The organism is Bradyrhizobium sp. USDA 3311 (genome assembly GCF_054062495.1).
Window position 1 is genome coordinate 1 of sequence record NZ_JBSSFI010000001.1, and the last position, 17008, is coordinate 17008.

Here is a 17008-nt window from a genome sequence, read left to right on the forward strand (position 1 = left end):
CCGGCGCTTTCGGCTTCCCTGATCTGTTTCAGGAAGGCGTCCGCCGCGACGACTGATGGGAAAGCGGGGTAGTCCGGGTGGGCGATCGGGCTTGCGGCCCCCGCCTCGAAGCGGTTGAGCAGGTCGTTCAGCAGGCCGATCGCATCCGTGAAACGCCGAGCCATGGCTACTCGGCGGCCAGACGGGTGGCGAGCTCATCTTCGGACATCAGGTCCGGATCGATGGCCATCAGCTCGCGCTTGGCCTTCTCTTTCAGTTCCACCACAGTGGCCCTGGACTGCTCGCCGATGCGGTCCACCTCCACGATGGTGTCCATGTGCTCGAGCACGGCGACGCGCTTCTCGAACGGCGCCGCGATCACGAACTGCAGGCCGAGGTTTTTGTAGAAGCTCATCATCTGCCGCTGGTTCTTACCGTCCATCTTGGAGAAGGCCTCATCGAACATGGCGAGCGCGAAACCGGCGGGCTTGCCGGCACGACGCTCCGCGCTGCCGTAGACGGCCGCCAGCGAAGCGCCGATGGCAACGTAGATAGGCACCTGCTGTTCGGCGCCAGACCCGGTGCCGCGCCGCTGCTCCCAGCGGGTCGAGCGGCCGGTGGCGACATCCTCCATGTGGATCTCGAAGGTGTAGAAGTTGCGGTAGTCCTCGAACTGGGTGAAGTCCTTGTCGGGGTCCTCGAGCAGCGCCTCGAGTGCGACGATCGTATCCTTGTGCGGGAAGTCATCGGGCACGTCGCCCCGGAACAGCATATCGAGCGCCTCCGGAGAGGTTTTGGCGATTTCGATGATCTTCAGGATGGGCTGGAATTCCACCATCTGGGTGCGGTGGAATGAATATCGCTCGTTATGGAAGGGATGTGCGTAGAGGCTACGGTTCAACGATTGCAGCTCCCGCTCCATCTTTCCGATCCGGGCCGTGAGCGCGTTGATGAACTCGCCGCGCAGCAGGGTGGACGCCTTCTCCGCCGCTTCCCGCGCCTGCCTTTCGTACTGGCGCAACTCGTTGGATTCGATATCCGAGATGAGCTGCTCCATCCATGGCTTCACCTCCTGCAGCGGCTCGCTTTCCGCGCCGACCTGCGAACTCATTCCGAACTGGTCGAAGTAATCGTAAAGAAGCTCGCGGACCCGTCGCTCGATCCGGGCGCGCTCGTTGTCGGACGCGTTCGCATCCTTCAAGGCCTTCTCGGCGATGGCCCGGTGTTTCTCCGCGAAGCCCTTTTGGGCTGCGGCATCGAGGCGGTCGCGGTAGACGGCCCTGCCTTTCGCGGTGGAGTAGAGTGGGAAGAACTTGCGGTATATCGACCGGGCGACCCTGAGGTTGAGTTCGGAGCCGGGCACGTTCTCGCCCTCTCCGAGCCTCCTCTCCGCCGACCTGACCTCGCCGTCATGCTCGCCGAACGCCTTCTGCTGTGTCTTTCTCTCCTCCAGCCTCTTCTCCTTCAGCTTTTGCTGCGCCCTCTTTTTGTCGCGAAGCCCGCCGTCCCCCGCGCCGTCGAGGGCATCGAGCCTGGCCTGAGCTTCAGCGACCTCAGTCTGCGCGGCCGCGAAGGCGGCCGCGCAAGCCCCCAGGTCATTACGTCCCTCGCAGATGTTCTTCAGAGCGGCAAAAGCCTGCTCCGCGGCATGGGCCTCCTTCCCCTTGTCGGTCAGGATCCGACCCAGCTCCTCGGCCTGATCCTGCAGGGATCGCAGGGCGTTCGCCTGGGCTGCCTTTCCGATCTTATGCTGCGACGATTCAATCCAGCGATGGCTCCGGACGAGTCCGTCGTCGTAGAGGCCGTCCTTCATAATCGCCCGGCCGGGCCTGTTGAACTGGTCGAGCGTGTCGGCGAGACGGACATTGCCGTAGCGGCGCATGATGAAGGCCATCGCGTCCGGATCCTGGCTCCGGAAGATCGAGGGGAAGGTGCCGCGCTCCGGCTTGGCCCTGAACTGCTCGAGCTTGTTTAGGCTCACTAGCGATGCATGGCGAAACTCGCGGCGACCTTCCTTGAAGATGGACGTGGCGGCGCTGATATCCGCTCTGTCCACGAACACGGCTTCCCGGTCGCGGCCGAGGAGCGCCTCGGCGGCTCCTACCCACTCGGGTTCGGCGACTTCGATGATGTCGCAGAGCACGCGCGGGACCATTCCCCTCTGCCGCAGCCTGCGGCAGAGGAGTTCAGTGTCGTCGCCGAGATAGGCGCGCGCCCCACCGGCGGCGTGCTGTCGGATCCGTTCGAGCACCTCGTCGCGCCGGCCGCGGAGCCCGGAAAGCTCCGCGATGATCGCTTGACGTGCTTCGTCGATCTTCGGCAGCCATTTCGCGCCGCTTGCCGCGAAGGACTTCTCGGCCGCGGTGACCTCGTCGGAGACGCCCCCGATGTCGGCCTCGGTGGTGGCGGTCACAAGACGCTCAAGCGTAGGAACGAAGTCCTCGAAACCGTCTGCGCACATCGCGCGTAGCGGCTCCAGGCGACGGATGTTCTCCATGCGAGCCTTGAAGTCCGCCGAGGCGCGGTGCGCCGCCTGCCCGGCCACATCGGCGGTCTGCTGCAGGAACTTTCTGCCGGTCTTGGCATCGTGCTCGGCGATCGCGGCCATGAGGCGTTCGATCTCCTTATCGATGGCCTTGACGTCGTCGTCGATGAATTCGAGTTCTTTTGCTGCGGCGTCCCGGCGCGCCATCTCGGTACGCCGCGTGGTCTTGAAATCCAGGTTTGTCGCGCGCGCCGCGAGCCAAGTCGCACGTTTTGCGATCCACTCCTCCCTGAACTTGGTCTCGAGCGCCTCTTCAAGCGTGCCGAGGACGACCCGAAGCGCCCTTAGGGCTTCGAGCCTGAGGTGCATTTTCCGGATGGTCTCGCTGATGTTGCGGTATGTCTGGATCGACTCGCGCAGCTCTTTGATGCCGATCGGACTGTCCTCGAGGATGTAGTTCCGCACGAATTGCGTGGCCGTCTGGTTGTGGTCGAGCGTCATCGCGTTGACGATTGATTTCTGCAGGGCGCTGGCGTTCTGCTCGCCATAGGGCGAATGCGGCAGAAGATGGCGCATGTACTCGCGGACGTAGTCGCTCGCCCGGTCGCGATGATTGACAAAGTTGCCTTCACCGACCGCCGCGGCGATCCGGGCGCGCACGTCCTCCCACTGCGCCGGGAATTGCGACTTTCCTCGCTGCTCGATGAAGTCCTTGGAGCTCAGAACGGTCCCGACGGCGACGAAGAGTGCCAGCACGGTCTCCCTGCTGTCGGACTTGCGCGCCTCGAGCGCCATGCCGATCGTGACCGGTGGCCGGGCGCCTTCCGTGTCTTCGAAACCGAGCGCGATGTAGGTGCGCGCCTCGTCGCGCCGGCGCTGGTCTTCGCCGAGGGTGCCAAGGCAGTAATCGACGACGCTGCGCTTCGAGCCGCTGCGCGATTTTCCGCTGTCGCCGGCGACCGCGTTCAGGCGCAAGAACCGCCGGCTCGCGCCGGTGAGAACGACCTGTGCCATGTCGAGGATTGTCGATTTGCCGGACCGGTTCTCGCCCAGGACCCCGACGTGTCCTGTCACGTCGATGTCGGCGACGTCGAACAGGTGCCAGTTCACCATCGTCAGGTGGCGTAGTTCCATCATGCCTCGTCTCCTGCGGGCTGCGGAAACCGCGCCTCCTCGCTACGGACGTAGCGCTCAAGCCGTTGGAGGGCATCGCTGCCACTGATCAGCTTAATCATCGGGCGGATCCTGATCTCGCAGTCCTGCTGCTCGTCGTCAAAATCACTGATCTCGACCAAACTGCGTTGGGCAGCCTCGCGCAGGATGTCCCGGAAGCGGGCGGGCGAGATCGCGCCTCCGCCGCCGTGTTGCGCCATCTCGCGGTAGCGATCGAACAGGTCGTTCAAAGTGGCCACTACGACGGCCCGGTCCTCGACTGCTCCGACGTTCACCTCCTGCTGCCAGTATGCCGCCAGCACCAGCATGACGATGGTTTCGTCGAGCTTCATCCGGGGCAGCGGCACGTCCTCGTCCATGGCGACGATGCCGGCCCACTGCGCCTCCGGATCGCGATGGACGCGGTATCCGCAACTATCGAAGAAGCCGTCGACCACGTCGCGGAAGCGGCCGTCCATGATCGTGTTGTAGACTGTCCCGGTCCGGGGGTCTCCCGCGAACACGAACTGCCGCCGTAGCAGGAAGTGCAGCGCTTTGCGGAGGTCGGCTGCCTTTTCCGCGCCGAAGGAGCGCTCGACGTTTTCGAACTCACTGAGCATGAGCCGCCCTCGCCTTCCGGAGTGCGCCCGATCGCTTGACCAGGAAGTTTGCGCAACGGAGCCATTCGCTATCGTGTGGTGGCGTGTCGGGGCACGGTTCGAGTTCGAACCCGGCCGCGACCTGCGCCGGAACCTCGCCTGTCAGCGCATATCGGCGGGCGCAATCGAAGGCGAGAAAGTCGTCCACGGTATCGATTTCCATGAAGCGGGCTTCCCTGGTCGCGAATGGCGGCACCTGGCCCTCGAGGAATCGTCTGACATCCTCGGGGCGGGGCGCGATGCGAGCGATGTACTCGAGGCGGAGCTTCTTCCGCAGATCATACAACGGATCCGACGGCGGCTCGGCGAGCTCCCTTGCTTCGACGGGACGGCGTGGCTGCCTGGCCGGAGCCTGATGGTGCTCCGACCAGGGCGACCGCAGCGGCTCGATGCTCCATTCGGTTGTCGCCTTGTGGTGCCTGCCGTCCCGCAGTAAGGCATCCAGGCGCCGCACCAGGTCGCCGGCCCGGCCGACGAGTCCCTGCCCGCCCCGCTCGGCGTACTTAATGGTGTTGCGGACCCGGGCTTCGAGCTGCCTCCGGAAGGCCTCGATCCTGTCGAACATCTCCCCGATCTGATCGAAGATGCTTTCGATGGCCAGCAGGTCGTCGGCCGCGGCCATTCGACCGTCCTCGATGTCGGCTGCCATGCTGGAAGCTATGTACTCCTCGGCGAGGACCTGCATGGTTTCCGGGGTGTAGGAGATCCTCCGCGCGAGATCGACGATGGCGTCGCGGAAGCGGTACGGATGGTTGACGGTGAGGATGGACTCGAAATCCTTCAGCAGAAGCTGTTCGACGAACTCCTCGAAAAAGGCTTCCAGCCGGGTAGCGACTGTTTTCGACTCCATGACGGTCCGTCGGACGCGCTTCAGGTCGGCCAGAATGGCCCGCAGGCTCTTAGTGAACTGGTCGGCCTGATTACGCGCCTCGCGGACGGCGAGCGCGGCTTCGCGCTGCTTGCGGTCGGTGATCTCGGGCCTCAGTTTTTCGACGGCCTCCAGGTTGAGGCGGATTTGCACGATCAAGCCGCCGAATCGCTGCGAGAGATCCTTATTGAGGCTCGCGAGCCGCTGGATCACGAGCAGCGGTCCCATAGCCATGTCCACGGTAACGCGAAGCCCGTATTCCTCCTCTTCAAGCCATCCCCAGGCAAGCAGCCGGGCGTACAGTTGTCGGGCAAGACCGAGCGCCTTGTCGCCCTTCTCGGAAGCGAGCGCGACGTCGGCCTTCCGGATCCGGCGGCGTCCCGCGGAGATCATTTCCGGCAGGCTGCCCAAATCATCGCCCTCGTTCCAGAGGACGGGGTTGGCTCGCATGACGTCGTAGATGGCGTGGACCACCTGCTGCGGGGTCGGAAACGACGGCGCGCCTGAAAAGAAGCGTTCGTGCAGATCGAGCAGACACGCTGCGTACAGGTGCTTGTGATCGCGCGAAAAAGCTAAAAAGGCGTCGTCATGCAAATGGCGGAACAAGGTCAATGACGCGGCTCCTGGGCCCGACTTCATCCTGAGTTGGCGGCGCTAAATGCACGGCCTGCCGGGCAAAATGTTAGTGAGAGTGGGTCTTGAAAATACAACCGGAAGATCAGTTCTTAGTATGTTCTAATATAGCTTTCCAGCTCAATCGCTGTCGAGACTCCAAAGGTCCGATCGGAGCTAGTGTCCGGTCTCAGATCGGGAACAATCCGGCCTCAAGTCATTGAATTTGTTGTTGTTACTATTGCAGCAAAATGGATACAAGGAGTTGCTTGGCACGATAGTGATACGAACGTTCGACATGTCGAGGAGGCTCTCTCGCCCACCGGCAGATTCGAGCCACCAGCTCTACATCGATCATCAGCTTTAGTTTTTAGTAACTTCAATAAGAGCGGCAGTGGGATCGCGGGGTTTCATACGCAATTGCGTATTATGCCTAAATATACGCGACCACGTATAATATATAGATATTCGCGGTCGCGTATATTTACAAATTATACGCGTTTGCGTATCATGCCTTTATGGATACGATCGCCCGCACTCCGCAACAAGTTGGCGCCGGGATCAGGCGCTACCGGCGGCAGAAGAAGCTCACCCAGGGGGACCTTGGTGAGAAGATGCATGCGCGTCAAGCGACGGTCTCGAAGCTGGAAGCGGGTGTACCTGCAACCCAGCTGCGCATCTTGATGGATGCGCTGGCCGGGCTCGACCTCGAGTTGGTCATCCGGCCGCGCACCAAATTGACGGCTGAAGCGATTGAGGATCTGTTCTGATGGCGCGTCGTCCTGCCCGCGCGCCGCTCAACGTCTATCTCAACGCACGGCTGGTCGGGCGGCTGCGGCGCGAGAGCAGCGGCGCAATCGATTTCCAGTATGACAAGCAGTGGCTCGCGTGGGAAAATGCCATCCCCGTTTCGGTGTCGCTGCCATTGCGGGAGGATCGTTATATCGGCGATCCCGTCGTCGCTGTTTTTGACAATCTTCTGCCCGATAATGACGACATCCGCCGACGCGTCGCCGAACGCGCGCATGCTGATGGCGCCGACGCTTACAGCCTGCTCTCCGCAATCGGCCGCGATTGCATCGGGGCGCTGCAATTCCTTCCCGACAGTGCCGCACCCGGGGGCGCCGGCGCCATTGATGGCCGCGCCGCTAGCGATCAGGAGATCGCCGCCATTCTCGGCAACCTTGCCAGCAATCCGCTCGGCATCGGCCCCGACCAGGACTTCCGCATTTCTCTCGCGGGCGCGCAGGAAAAGACAGCGCTGCTTTACTGGAAAGACAAGTGGCACGTGCCTCATGGCACGACCGCAACTACGCACATTATCAAGCCGCAGATCGGGAAGTTGCCGAACGGAATCGACCTGACCGGCAGCGTTGAAAACGAGCATCTGTGCCTTGAGCTGGTTGCGGCACTCGGCTTGCCTGTCGCCAAATCAAGCATCATCGATTTCGCCGGGCGCCGCGTGCTCGCAGTTGAGCGGTTCGATCGCATCTGGACGCGCGACGACCGCCTGTTGCGGCTGCCGCAGGAAGACTGCTGCCAGGCGCTGTCCGTTCCACCCGCGCGAAAGTATGAATCCGATGGCGGACCCGGCATCCGCAAAATCTCGGATTTGCTCAAGGGCAGCGATACGCCTGAGGACGACCAGACCATTTTCTTCAAGGCGCAGATCGTGTTCTGGCTGCTTGCCGCCACCGATGGCCACGCGAAGAATTTTAGCATTCATTTGGCGCCGGGCGGACGTTTTCATCTTGCCCCGCTTTACGACATCATTTCGACCCAGCCGAGCTTGGACGCTGGACAGATCAGCCAAAACCAAATGAAGCTGGCCATGCCGATCGGCAGCAACCGGCATTACGTCGTCCACACGGTTCTCGGCCGACATTTCGTGCAGACTGCGAAAAGCTGCGGTCTACCCGACAAAACAGTCAAGGTTGTCATCCAGCAGCTCGGCGATACAGCCACAAAAACCATAGATCAGGTGCTGAATGCGCTTCCAAAAGGATTTCCGGAGAAGATGGCCATATCGATTGCCGATGGCGCGAAGCGCCGTGTGAATTCGCTGGCTGTGTTCAAGAGTCGTGAATGATCGCCGGTTTGTGCAAGCTGCCAGCCCGGGAACTTTTGTGCAGTATCGAGGGCGCGCAAGAGTTACCGAGCGGGAACTTTTACCTTTCAAGCGAGGATGAACGGCCCGAAAGTTACCGATCGGGAATTCTGCTCCCAATACAAACTGGGTTCATTGAAAGAGGAGATCGACCACGACCGCCGGGGAAATTCCCCGGTAATCCCCATCGAGCGATATTAGCGTCCGCTCGGTGTCGAGCGGCGCCGCCGGCCCCACGACGATCTCGGCAATCTTGTGGGCTCAGGAACCGGCAGCGGATGGGGCGATATAGGGGACGATCTCGCTACGGCGAGAATGCGCGTCAAAACATGAGGCGGTAGGGGGGAACGTAGACGAACCCGAAAGCCAGCACGGCGGCGCAGGATCAAGCTCATTTGATGCCGCCTGATCGAACGCGATCAAGCCGCGCACGAGCCAGGCGATCTTCGTGACGTGCGCTAACATGATCCGGAACGGGTCTTTGTGTCTCGCCGTCATGCTCGCCGACGAAGCCGCCTTCGTTACGGGAGCCGAGCTTGACGAAGCGTTCATCACCGATGACGATCCGCTGCAGGCGCAAACACTCAGCCTCATCGAGCGGCCCCGGTCCTGCTTCGCCGATGACTTTGCCCGAGCGCTGGATGCGATCCTGCGGCCGCCTTTCTCCTTCGAGGACGTAACTCGACTTCGAGTCCTTGAGGAGAGGCGGCGGTTCGCGCGAGCAGATCCTTCGGGACTTGGCTCACCACGACGGGGACGCGCTCCTTGAGATCCTTTGCAACAAATTCCGCAAGTAGCGGCGTCTCAAAAAATAGTGGGCAGAAGTCCGGCGTGCCCGGCAGGTTATTGGCACGCGGTGCCGTGCTGAATTTTGTCCGGAGCTTGCATACTGGGAATCGCTATCGAAGTATCCGACTTAGGAGACCTTGTCTGCTGCGGGCAGATTGAGCTCGCGCCCCAACAGCCATTCGTAGAGAAACCAGATGCGGCGCGTGTAGAGCCGAGTCCGCTTTTGGTTCACAAGGTGCGCAAGCTCATCCTCCTTCACGGTGAGGAACAGCCGCTTCAGGATGGCCCCCGCGGCGCTCCGCCGCGCCGGTTGAAATCGCCGGTTTGAAAATACTTAATATGACTGAGCGTTATGGCAGAAAGCTAAACTTCCTTGAACAACCTCCCGGCTGTTCGACGAGCTGCCGCATAGCGAGAGCTTTCACCAGGCCGACATGCTTGTTGATGGCTTGCGCAAGCTCAATCCCCGCAAGCTGCAAAAGCTGCGACAATTACAGAAGCGTGAAAGTCAAAAGGCTGTTCTTCTGGTTTGCCGACCGGCACAACCATTTTGGGCTAAAGCAAATAGACCGTGACAAGGTCGATTTGGCACTGCGACCTGGCTGGGAAAAGCTGTAACTCTGGCTGCAGCGATGGTGAACGGCTTCAGGAGATCGAGGCTCTCAAGCGGTTTGCGAGACAGCCCCATGCCTAGAAGAGACGGTCGAAAGGCCGAACGTCCCGCGCTGTGACAAGGCATTGCCGGACAGGTGCGAGAACACGCTTTGCAAAGACCAGTTTTCCGGAGGCGGGTCAGATCAGCCAACCCGGAGATCATCAGCTGACATCTTACCCGTACGCCCGGCCTTGAGCTGATAACTTACCCGGGCCCCCTCTTCGAGGGTGGTGTAACCGGCTTTTTCGACGGCACTGATGTGCACGAAGACATCGGGACTTCCGTCCTCAGGCCTGATGAACCCGTAACCTTTGGTCGAGTTGAACCACTTCACAATACCCATTGCCACGGCGGCATCTCCATAGTGAACCGTGGTGATCTAGCGAAGAGTTTCCCGGCCATCAAGAGGGTCGGCAAGAGGCGAGTCGCTGCGCTGGTCACGTGCTCGTTTTTTATCGCGTGGTCTAGCTGCGGCCGCATTGTGCAAGCGACAAAAGCATCCTGACGTCGACGACACTTCGCCTCAAGGCTTCAGCCCAGATGACGTTTTGATCCTTCGATTCACTCGTCGCACGCGACTGGCTTACAGAAGAGCTGCGGGGTCTCGAACATGCCGCGCTCATCCAGAGCCGACGGATCGCTTTCATCGACGTTGAACGACAGGGCGGTCGTGAACTTCTTTGCGCAGCGCCGAGCAGGATTATCAATGCGCGCATGCCTGCATTGACGCTACCTGACATGCTTTCTCAAGCACGAAGACGCCCGCAGGGCTGCTGCTTTGACTGTTCGTCTTCGGATGTCAACCGCACGTCGCGCCCTGTCGAACGAAGAGGGTCTGCCGAGACAATCCTGAAGGAAGCGCATTTGGCAAGTTATCCGCTCGTCATGTTGTGTTTGGGAAGCCGGAAAACCCGCTCGGCAAAGGTAAGGCTGTTCAAACCGGTAACTTGCGCATCTGACGAACTTCGTCGCACCGCCGGCGGCCCATCCGCCTCTCGCCTTGGTTTCGATGAATTCAGCTGAGCACCGTGAAGACGTTGAGATAACCGATGGTCTCTATTTGTCTGCTTCGATCAGCCCGTTGACCGAATTTTACTCAGAACAAAGCCGCCTCGATGCATAGGTGTATTCAAGGGCCAGTTGACGCGCATATTCCCTGAGATTGGCCGCGGCGCTGTGTCCCCCGTCGATGTTCTCGTAATAGAAGTAAGGCTGGCCCAGCGCGGCGAGCTTCGCGGCAGCTTTGCGGCCGTGCGCTGGATGCACGCGGTCATCCTTGGTAGAGGTAAGAATTAGGGGAGCGGGATAAGTCTTGCCCGCCATCAGCTTCTGGTAGGGCGAGTAGCGTTCGATCCACGCACGCTGCTCGGCAATGGCAGGGTCACCGTACTCGCCGATCCAGGAGGCGCCTGCGCCCAGTTTGGTGTATCGGAGCATGTCAAACAGCGGCACCTTGATGATGGCCGCGTTGAAGAGTTCTGGACGTTGGGTGATTGCGGCGCCAACGAGCAGGCCGCCCTGGCTGCCGCCAATCGCGCCTAGCCGGCGCGGACTTGTGATCTTCCGGCGGATCAGGTCCTCGGCAACGGCAATGAAATCATCCCATGTCGTCTGCTTCGTTGCCGCCTGGGCTGCTTGGTGCCATTGTGGACCAAACTCGCCGCCCCCACGCAGGTTCGCCACGACATAGGCATTGCCCTGTTCGAGCCAGAGCCGCCCCACCGGTCCCAGATAAGAGGGCAGAAGCGAAGCCTGGAAACCGCCATAGCCATAAAGAAGTGTCGGGATCGTGCCGTCACACCTTGCGTTTTTCGGCCGCACCAGAAAATAGGGAATTGACGTGCCATCACGCGAAGTGGCTTCGAGCTGCTCCACGACATGGTTGGACGCATCGAAGGCAGACGGTGTCGTCTTCAACTCCTCAAGGCTTTTGCTTTCGGCATCAAAATACCAGACTGAGGTTGGTCTGAGATAGCTCGAGACCGCGAACATGGCTCGGTCCGCTTCATGGGAGGTGGCTGACAGGCTGACATTTGCATGTTCCGGCAGCGGGATCGGCGTCGCGGACCAAGCTCCGTGATCGTACTTATAAGCGAACGCTCTGCTCTGAACGTTCTCAAGGATCGTCAGGATCAACAAATTCTTTGTGGCGCCTAACCCGCTCAGGGCCTGGCGGGGCCCAGGTTGGAAGACGAGCGAGGCTTTGGCGCGCATCGGATCCTGTTTCCATTCGGCCAGATCATACGAAATCAACGATCCGGCGGCGAAGCTGATATCGCCCGGCGGCGTCCAATCTTCATCAAGCCTTACAAGCAGGCGACCACCCACTAGACCGATCACCGCGGCCTTCTTCGGCAGATTGAGCTTGACGGGCCCATCGGGGCGGAAGACCACATACTCGGACTCGAAAGAGCTGATTGCGCGGATCGCGCCGGTCGCATGAATGTTGCCCGCACTGTCACGAAGCACGAAGGGGGACATCGAAACGTCGGTGGGCCCGCCACGAAAGATCTCGCGAGCCTCACTGAGCGGCTGAGCGCGTTTGAGCTCCTTCACCACAAAGGGGTAGCCGGCTTGCGTCAAAGTCCCCTCGCCCCAGTCCCGTGCAACAAGGAGTGTGTCACGATCGACCCAGCTGACGTGCTGCTTGCCCTCTGGGAGATAAAAGCCATCCGCAACGAAGGTCTTGGCGTCGCAGTCGAACTCTCGTATGGACGCGGCATCCTTGCCGCCATCGGAAAGACTAATCAGGCAGAGGCGCTCTTCAGGCGGAAGGCAGCTGCTACCTTGAAAGATCCAATTCCTGTTCTCGGCGACCGCCAAGGCGTCCACGTCGAGAATGGTTTCCCACTGTGGGTCTTTGCTACGATAGCTCTCGAGCGTGGTGCGCCGCCAGACGCCGCGCACCTGGTTCTCATCTTGCCAGAAATTCTCCAAGCCGCGCCGTTTCAATGAAACATATGCGATCCGATCCTTGGCCTGCAGGATGGAGAGCGCCTGTCCGTAGAAGTGCCCATAGCGAGGATCTGACTGGAGCACCCCGAGCGTCTTCTCGTTCTCGGCGCGAGCCCAAGCCACTGCGCGTGGCCCTTCGATCTCCTCGAGCCAAAGGAATGGGTCATCAGTCAACGCCGCATCCGTTCGCTCCTGTGAAAGCGCCGTGGAGGTGATGCAGGCAATCGAAAGCAGCGTGGCGGAGAAGAGTAATGTATTCATGGATTTGCTCCGGCTGAGGTCGAGCGGTCAGGCTCGCGGGCCCTGCCGGGTCAAGCAGAAGCGGTGGAAAGCACGCAAGCGCATGACATAGCGCGGCTTGCGCTATGTCATGGGCCGTTCATTGCAAGCTGCGTGCCGGATGAAGAGTCACAAGTTTTCAGCCGTTAGGGGCTGCACGACCATGTTCGGTTGCCGACATTGGCTGCCAAGTGACACCACAGCGTCTCGGCAGACCGCCTGCCAGACAGCGCCAGCGTTTTTTGATCTTCAGTGGCAAAGACCCGGGACACAGCGAAGCAGCTTTCCTCCGCATATGAGATTGCTCCTCCTCGCTGGGTCACCGGGCAGACTTGTCGACGGGCATCATCCCCACGAAGAGCAGCGCATTGATCAGCAGCTAAGCCGACATCGCCAAGGGTGGTATGCATGGCGACCTCCGACTCGTTGACTGCAAGCGTTGCCGATTTGGACGAGCTCTTTCCTCGCGAAAACCACTAGAACCTATCTCAAAATTGAAGATCAGCGTCGATCGGCTATAAAGGAAAGATGATTCGGCTGACGGACGAGCAATGGGAGCGCATCCGGAAACACTTTCCGGAAGAGCACCTTGCCGACGGCCGGCCGGGCCGGAAGCCGATTGCGACGCGTCAAGTTCTCGAAGCCGCTCTTTGGATTTTGAACACGGGTGCGCAGTGGCACATGCTGCCGCAGTGCTATCCGAACTATAAGACCGTACATCGTCGCTTTCAGAACTGGTGTCGCAATGAAGTGTTGCGACGCGTTCTGACCGATATCGCCAACGAACTTCGCGAGAAAGGCTTGCTCGACGAAGAGGAGTGTTTCATCGACGCGACCTTTGCGATGGCCAAAGGCGGCGGTGCAGAGATCGGCCCAACGAGGCGCGGAAAAGGCTTAAAAATCATGGCGATTGTGGATCGCCACGGTTTGCCGCTTTCAGTGAGCACGCATGCCGCGAACCATCACGAAGTGCGCTTGGTACAGCTCTGCTTCGACTTCTACATGATCGAGGCCAAGCCAGAGAACCTGATCGGCGACCGCGCCTATGACAGCGATGCGCTCGACGATGAACTGCGGTCACAAGGCATCGAGATGATCGCGCCACATCGTTCAAACCGAGTGAGGTCGCTCACCCAGGACGGCCGCAGGCTCCGTCGTTATACTCGGCGTTGGCTGGTCGAACGCTTCTTCGCCTGGATACAGTGGCGGCGGCGCCTGCTGGTCCGCTGGGAGTTCTATCCGCAAAACTTCCTCGGCTTCGTCCAGCTCGCTTGCCTGCTGATCCTGTTTCGACAATTTTGAGATAGGTTCTAGTCACGCCGAAAGATCGGTTCGTTGACTGATTGCCGAAAGGATTGCGCTCGAGACGAGGAGAGTAAAAGCGCCCCAGAAACGGCCTACGTTGCAACACGTCTTGAGATTCAGCCGACAATCAACAACACGTACAAGCACCAGATCAGGTTCTTCGGCGCAAAACGGCGAAATGAAGCTGGGCATCAGCAGCAATTGAGGGAGCTACGGCCCAGCTTAAACGATCCTGATCCACCCGGCGGCAACCCACGCACGAGCCGTGGTCTTCATCGAACCCCCTGTTACACAAACGAGATCAAGGGCGAGATTTTCGATCCGAGAATGCCCGCTGCTGCCGGATCAGCCGGGCTGGTTCAAGGCTAGTGCAACCCTCACTGCGAACCGTTCCGTAACGGTGCTGTTGCAGCCCAGAGCAAGCGCCGCCTTCCGGGGCGGAACGATCAACGGGCAGCAGCGCGCCGACCGGCGCCACCACCACTCGCATCAGCGTCGTTTAGAGATAGAACATGAGTTGACTGTATCGTCCCCTTCTGATCATAGACCACTCGCATGATGTCTTGATTCATGGGCCCTGCGCCGCCCGCAAGAACCGCGTCAGCGCCAAAGCCTGGATTGCTCCTCGTCCTGCTACATAAGCCTGTCATCCGCCGTGCTATGCTTTTCGCCCGGTCGGTCCTCGCGGGCGCCGAGCTCTTGTCCGTGATGACCATCGCGTGAACTGTCGCCGCCGGCAGATCCCAGAGTCTGTCCTGTGTATCAGTGGGCCCGCCAAAGCCTCAAAGGCCAACTTCACGTCTTCATAGGCAGCCCCCCTTCAAAGCGGCATCAGCGGGATCGATGTCGTTACAGGCGGTCATCGCCGCGGCATGAGTTTGATGCAGGGGCATTTGAGCCTCGTACGCTATATCATCGAAAGAACGCAACCTTCGCATTGGCGGTCCGCGAAAAGGTAGTTCATTAAGCTAGCTACGCTTCGTGAGGATCGCCCGCACTCGGGTTGAGCGCGCAGAGCGCTAGAATATGGTGCAACGTCTACCAGCAGCACGCTTTTGGAAATGGGTTCATGATTGCCGTCTTCGTGTCCGGCCTAGGCCGTCTACACCGCCTTTCCGGCGAGCACGACTTCACTACCTCAGCCGCCACCATCACCTCTCTTCAATGCGACACGCATACGACCGCCACGTCCGCAGCAGGGGGTCGGACGGATCACAAGGTTAACATGGGGCTCCGACCGGCCGTCGAGCTTTCAAGAAGCGCCGTGAGTCCGTGATCTCGCCTCGCCTAGTGGTCCACGGCCCCCGTGACAATCGGCGACGAAATAGAAGCACGCCTCTTCAGCGGCAACGGAACTGCGGCCGTTAATCAAGAAGACCCAGACGCCGCGCCTTGACGACGCACTGGGTCCGGCTGGTCGTTTCCAGCTTTCGCATCGCATTCTTGACATGAAAGTTGACGGTGTTTTCGCTCACGCCCAGGATGACTGCGATGGCCCAGGATGACTTCCCCTTTTCCACCCATCGCAAACACTGTCTTTCCCGTTCCGACAGCACAACTTCTTGCACATCCGCCATGAATTTCTCCTGGACTCGAGAGAGCAAGAGAGGCATCAGCAAATGCCATGCCGCTCAGCGGCGCCAACAAAAATCGGCGAGGCGGGATAAATTCTCGGCGATTGTCGCGACGTTCGCGCGAGGCCGCCATCCCACTGCAGCCCTGTCGAAGGGCTTGCGACATATGTCGTTAACTCGACAGCAGCATTACGACAATCTGGCTGTCGATATCGTGTCCAACTCTATGTGAGCCGGATATCACTCCTTCACAAAGCACTCCTCCCACCAAGGAGTGGGGAATTCTCTCTAGGGGCCGCAGTACCCGGCTCGGGAACCCAGGTCATTTCAATTTGCATCCACGCTCCTTCTTCAGCGTTAGGCGCGACGCCCATCAACCCATAACGAAAGCTTCGCGTTCGGCCGCCAAGTCTATGGCAATCATGCCAGTCTGCGCGTCTCAAAAAACTACCAATGCTGGTCATTGATCGGCGTCACGTTAAAAAGATAAGAACAGTGACGTTGGCGCCAATCGAGGATCGGCTTCCAGGATTTAGGCATGCAGTATCAACCACAAGCCGTTCGGCCTACCGCAGGTCGTCAATGCGCACAGCCGTCGCCAGTCGAAATGCTTCGCGCCCAGGTCTGCTCGAATGATGAGCTCTCGTTTCTGATGGAAGCGCATGATGGCCTGTCCGCCACGATCGCCCAGCGCTCAGGATTCAAGGGGCTCTGGGCGTCTGGCCTGTCGATTGCCAGCTCGCTCGGCTATCGCGATGCCAATGAAGCTTCATGGACCCAGCTCGTCCACAGCGTGGAACGCATAGTGGACTCAACCGAGCTACCTGTGCTCGTTGACGGTGACGGCGGCTTCGGCAATTTCAACAATGCTCGCCTCCTCGCACGCAAACTTCATCAGGCTGGCGCGGCGGGCGTCTCGCTTGAGGACAGCTGCTTCCCGAAGCTGAACTCGCTCATTGGTGAACGGCATCCGCTCGCTGATATCGATGAATTCTCCGGTCATCTGCGGGCTGTGAAGGATACGGTCGCTGAGCACCTTGTTCTCGTGGCTAGGATCGAAGCGCTGATCGCCGGCCATGGATTGAACGAAGCCATATTGCGCGCTCATGCCTATGCCGACGCAGGAGCCGATGCAATCTTGATTCACTCGCGAAAGAGTACCGCGGACGAGATGCTTTCGTTCGTCACCGAGTGGCGGAACCGGCTCCCTGTCGTCATTGTTCCGACGACGTACTTTCGAACGCCAGTCTCTGCCTATCGCAATTCGCGGATCTCCACAGTCGTCTGGGCCAATCACTCCATGCGAGCTGCGGCAGCCGCAATGCGGCGGATCTGCGACAGCATCGCAGCTCAAGAGAGCGTTGCAAGCATCGAATCTCATATCGCGCCGCTGAGTGAGATATTCGAGCTCCTAAAGTACGACGAACTCGCCGAGGCCGAAAAGCAATATCTGCAGCCCAGCTAGTCCATGTCAGCAGGTGTGACACCTAAAGTTTTCTTTCTTCAAAACCCGGCCCATGCCCCCCCTGACTTCTCGTCGGTCTCGATCCGGTGCCACCCAGCAAGGCTGCGACCTAACATCCGGGACA

11 protein-coding genes are annotated in these 17008 nt (G+C 60.0%); 4 read left to right on the top strand and 7 right to left on the bottom strand.

The window, feature by feature from the left end; all coding sequences use genetic code 11:
• Window positions 1-166: 166 nt before the first annotated feature.
• The 3 genes from ACVWW6_RS00005 to ACVWW6_RS00015 are packed head-to-tail and all read right to left on the bottom strand — an operon-like array spanning window position 167 to window position 5755.
• A complete protein-coding gene (locus tag ACVWW6_RS00005; RefSeq protein WP_456679824.1) occupies window positions 167-3601 on the bottom strand; it encodes an SbcC/MukB-like Walker B domain-containing protein in 3435 nt (1144 codons plus the stop codon).
• On the bottom strand, window positions 3598-4236 hold the full coding sequence (locus ACVWW6_RS00010; RefSeq protein WP_456679825.1) for a DUF4194 domain-containing protein: 639 nt from the start codon (window positions 4234-4236) through the stop codon (window positions 3598-3600). Before ACVWW6_RS00010 ends, ACVWW6_RS00005 begins: the two co-directional genes overlap by 4 nt.
• Window positions 4226-5755 (bottom strand): Wadjet anti-phage system protein JetA family protein, encoded by a 1530-nt coding sequence (locus tag ACVWW6_RS00015; RefSeq protein ID WP_456679826.1) that lies wholly within the window; start codon window positions 5753-5755, stop codon window positions 4226-4228. The genes ACVWW6_RS00010 and ACVWW6_RS00015 overlap by 11 nt, the downstream gene beginning before the upstream one ends.
• A gap of 518 nt (window positions 5756-6273) precedes the next feature.
• Here ACVWW6_RS00015 and ACVWW6_RS00020 point away from each other — a divergent pair.
• Both ACVWW6_RS00020 and ACVWW6_RS00025 read left to right on the top strand, forming a co-directional pair.
• Window positions 6274-6525 (top strand): helix-turn-helix domain-containing protein, encoded by a 252-nt coding sequence (locus tag ACVWW6_RS00020; RefSeq protein WP_456679827.1) that lies wholly within the window; start codon window positions 6274-6276, stop codon window positions 6523-6525.
• Entirely contained in the window at window positions 6525-7844 is a 1320-nt protein-coding gene (locus ACVWW6_RS00025; RefSeq protein WP_456679828.1) for a type II toxin-antitoxin system HipA family toxin, read from the top strand. Before ACVWW6_RS00020 ends, ACVWW6_RS00025 begins: the two co-directional genes overlap by 1 nt.
• Before the next feature lie 409 nt (window positions 7845-8253).
• Here the strand turns inward: ACVWW6_RS00025 and ACVWW6_RS00030 are convergent, their stop codons facing one another.
• The 3 genes from ACVWW6_RS00030 to ACVWW6_RS00040 all read right to left on the bottom strand — a co-directional run bounded on the left by ACVWW6_RS00030 (window position 8254) and on the right by ACVWW6_RS00040 (window position 12522).
• Window positions 8254-8442: a hypothetical protein gene (locus tag ACVWW6_RS00030; protein WP_456679829.1), complete on the bottom strand. Its 189-nt coding sequence runs from the start codon at window positions 8440-8442 to the stop codon at window positions 8254-8256.
• A gap of 1006 nt (window positions 8443-9448) precedes the next feature.
• Window positions 9449-9655, bottom strand: coding sequence for a cold-shock protein (locus ACVWW6_RS00035; protein WP_456679830.1), 207 nt, complete (start codon window positions 9653-9655; stop codon window positions 9449-9451).
• 743 nt (window positions 9656-10398) lie between these two features.
• Window positions 10399-12522: a prolyl oligopeptidase family serine peptidase gene (locus tag ACVWW6_RS00040; protein WP_456679831.1), complete on the bottom strand. Its 2124-nt coding sequence runs from the start codon at window positions 12520-12522 to the stop codon at window positions 10399-10401.
• 546 nt (window positions 12523-13068) lie between these two features.
• Between ACVWW6_RS00040 and ACVWW6_RS00045 the strand changes: the two genes are divergently transcribed.
• Complete coding sequence (locus ACVWW6_RS00045) at window positions 13069-13842, top strand: IS5 family transposase (RefSeq protein ID WP_161533254.1); 774 nt, start codon at window positions 13069-13071, stop codon at window positions 13840-13842.
• 1367 nt (window positions 13843-15209) lie between these two features.
• On the opposite strand, the gene ACVWW6_RS00050 is transcribed toward ACVWW6_RS00045, so the two are convergent.
• Window positions 15210-15422: a response regulator transcription factor gene (locus ACVWW6_RS00050; RefSeq protein WP_028143493.1), complete on the bottom strand. Its 213-nt coding sequence runs from the start codon at window positions 15420-15422 to the stop codon at window positions 15210-15212.
• 604 nt (window positions 15423-16026) lie between these two features.
• Here ACVWW6_RS00050 and aepX point away from each other — a divergent pair.
• The gene (gene aepX, locus ACVWW6_RS00055; protein WP_456683098.1) at window positions 16027-16884 is read left to right on the top strand and encodes a phosphoenolpyruvate mutase; all 858 of its coding nucleotides are present in this window, start codon (window positions 16027-16029) and stop codon (window positions 16882-16884) included.
• Window positions 16885-17008: the final 124 nt, after the last annotated feature.

Bases quoted from the DNA above. Each gene is read 5' to 3' on its own strand.
- ACVWW6_RS00005 (WP_456679824.1), bottom strand. From the start codon at position 3,601: ATGATGGAACTACGCCACCTGACGATGGTGAACTGGCACCTGTTCGAC.
- ACVWW6_RS00010 (WP_456679825.1), bottom strand. From the start codon at position 4,236: ATGCTCAGTGAGTTCGAAAACGTCGAGCGCTCCTTCGGCGCGGAAAAG.
- ACVWW6_RS00020 (WP_456679827.1), top strand. From the start codon at position 6,274: ATGGATACGATCGCCCGCACTCCGCAACAAGTTGGCGCCGGGATCAGG.
- ACVWW6_RS00025 (WP_456679828.1), top strand. From the start codon at position 6,525: ATGGCGCGTCGTCCTGCCCGCGCGCCGCTCAACGTCTATCTCAACGCA.
- ACVWW6_RS00040 (WP_456679831.1), bottom strand. From the start codon at position 12,522: ATGAATACATTACTCTTCTCCGCCACGCTGCTTTCGATTGCCTGCATC.
- ACVWW6_RS00045 (WP_161533254.1), top strand. From the start codon at position 13,069: ATGATTCGGCTGACGGACGAGCAATGGGAGCGCATCCGGAAACACTTT.
- ACVWW6_RS00050 (WP_028143493.1), bottom strand. From the start codon at position 15,422: ATGGCGGATGTGCAAGAAGTTGTGCTGTCGGAACGGGAAAGACAGTGT.
- aepX (WP_456683098.1), top strand. From the start codon at position 16,027: ATGCTTCGCGCCCAGGTCTGCTCGAATGATGAGCTCTCGTTTCTGATG.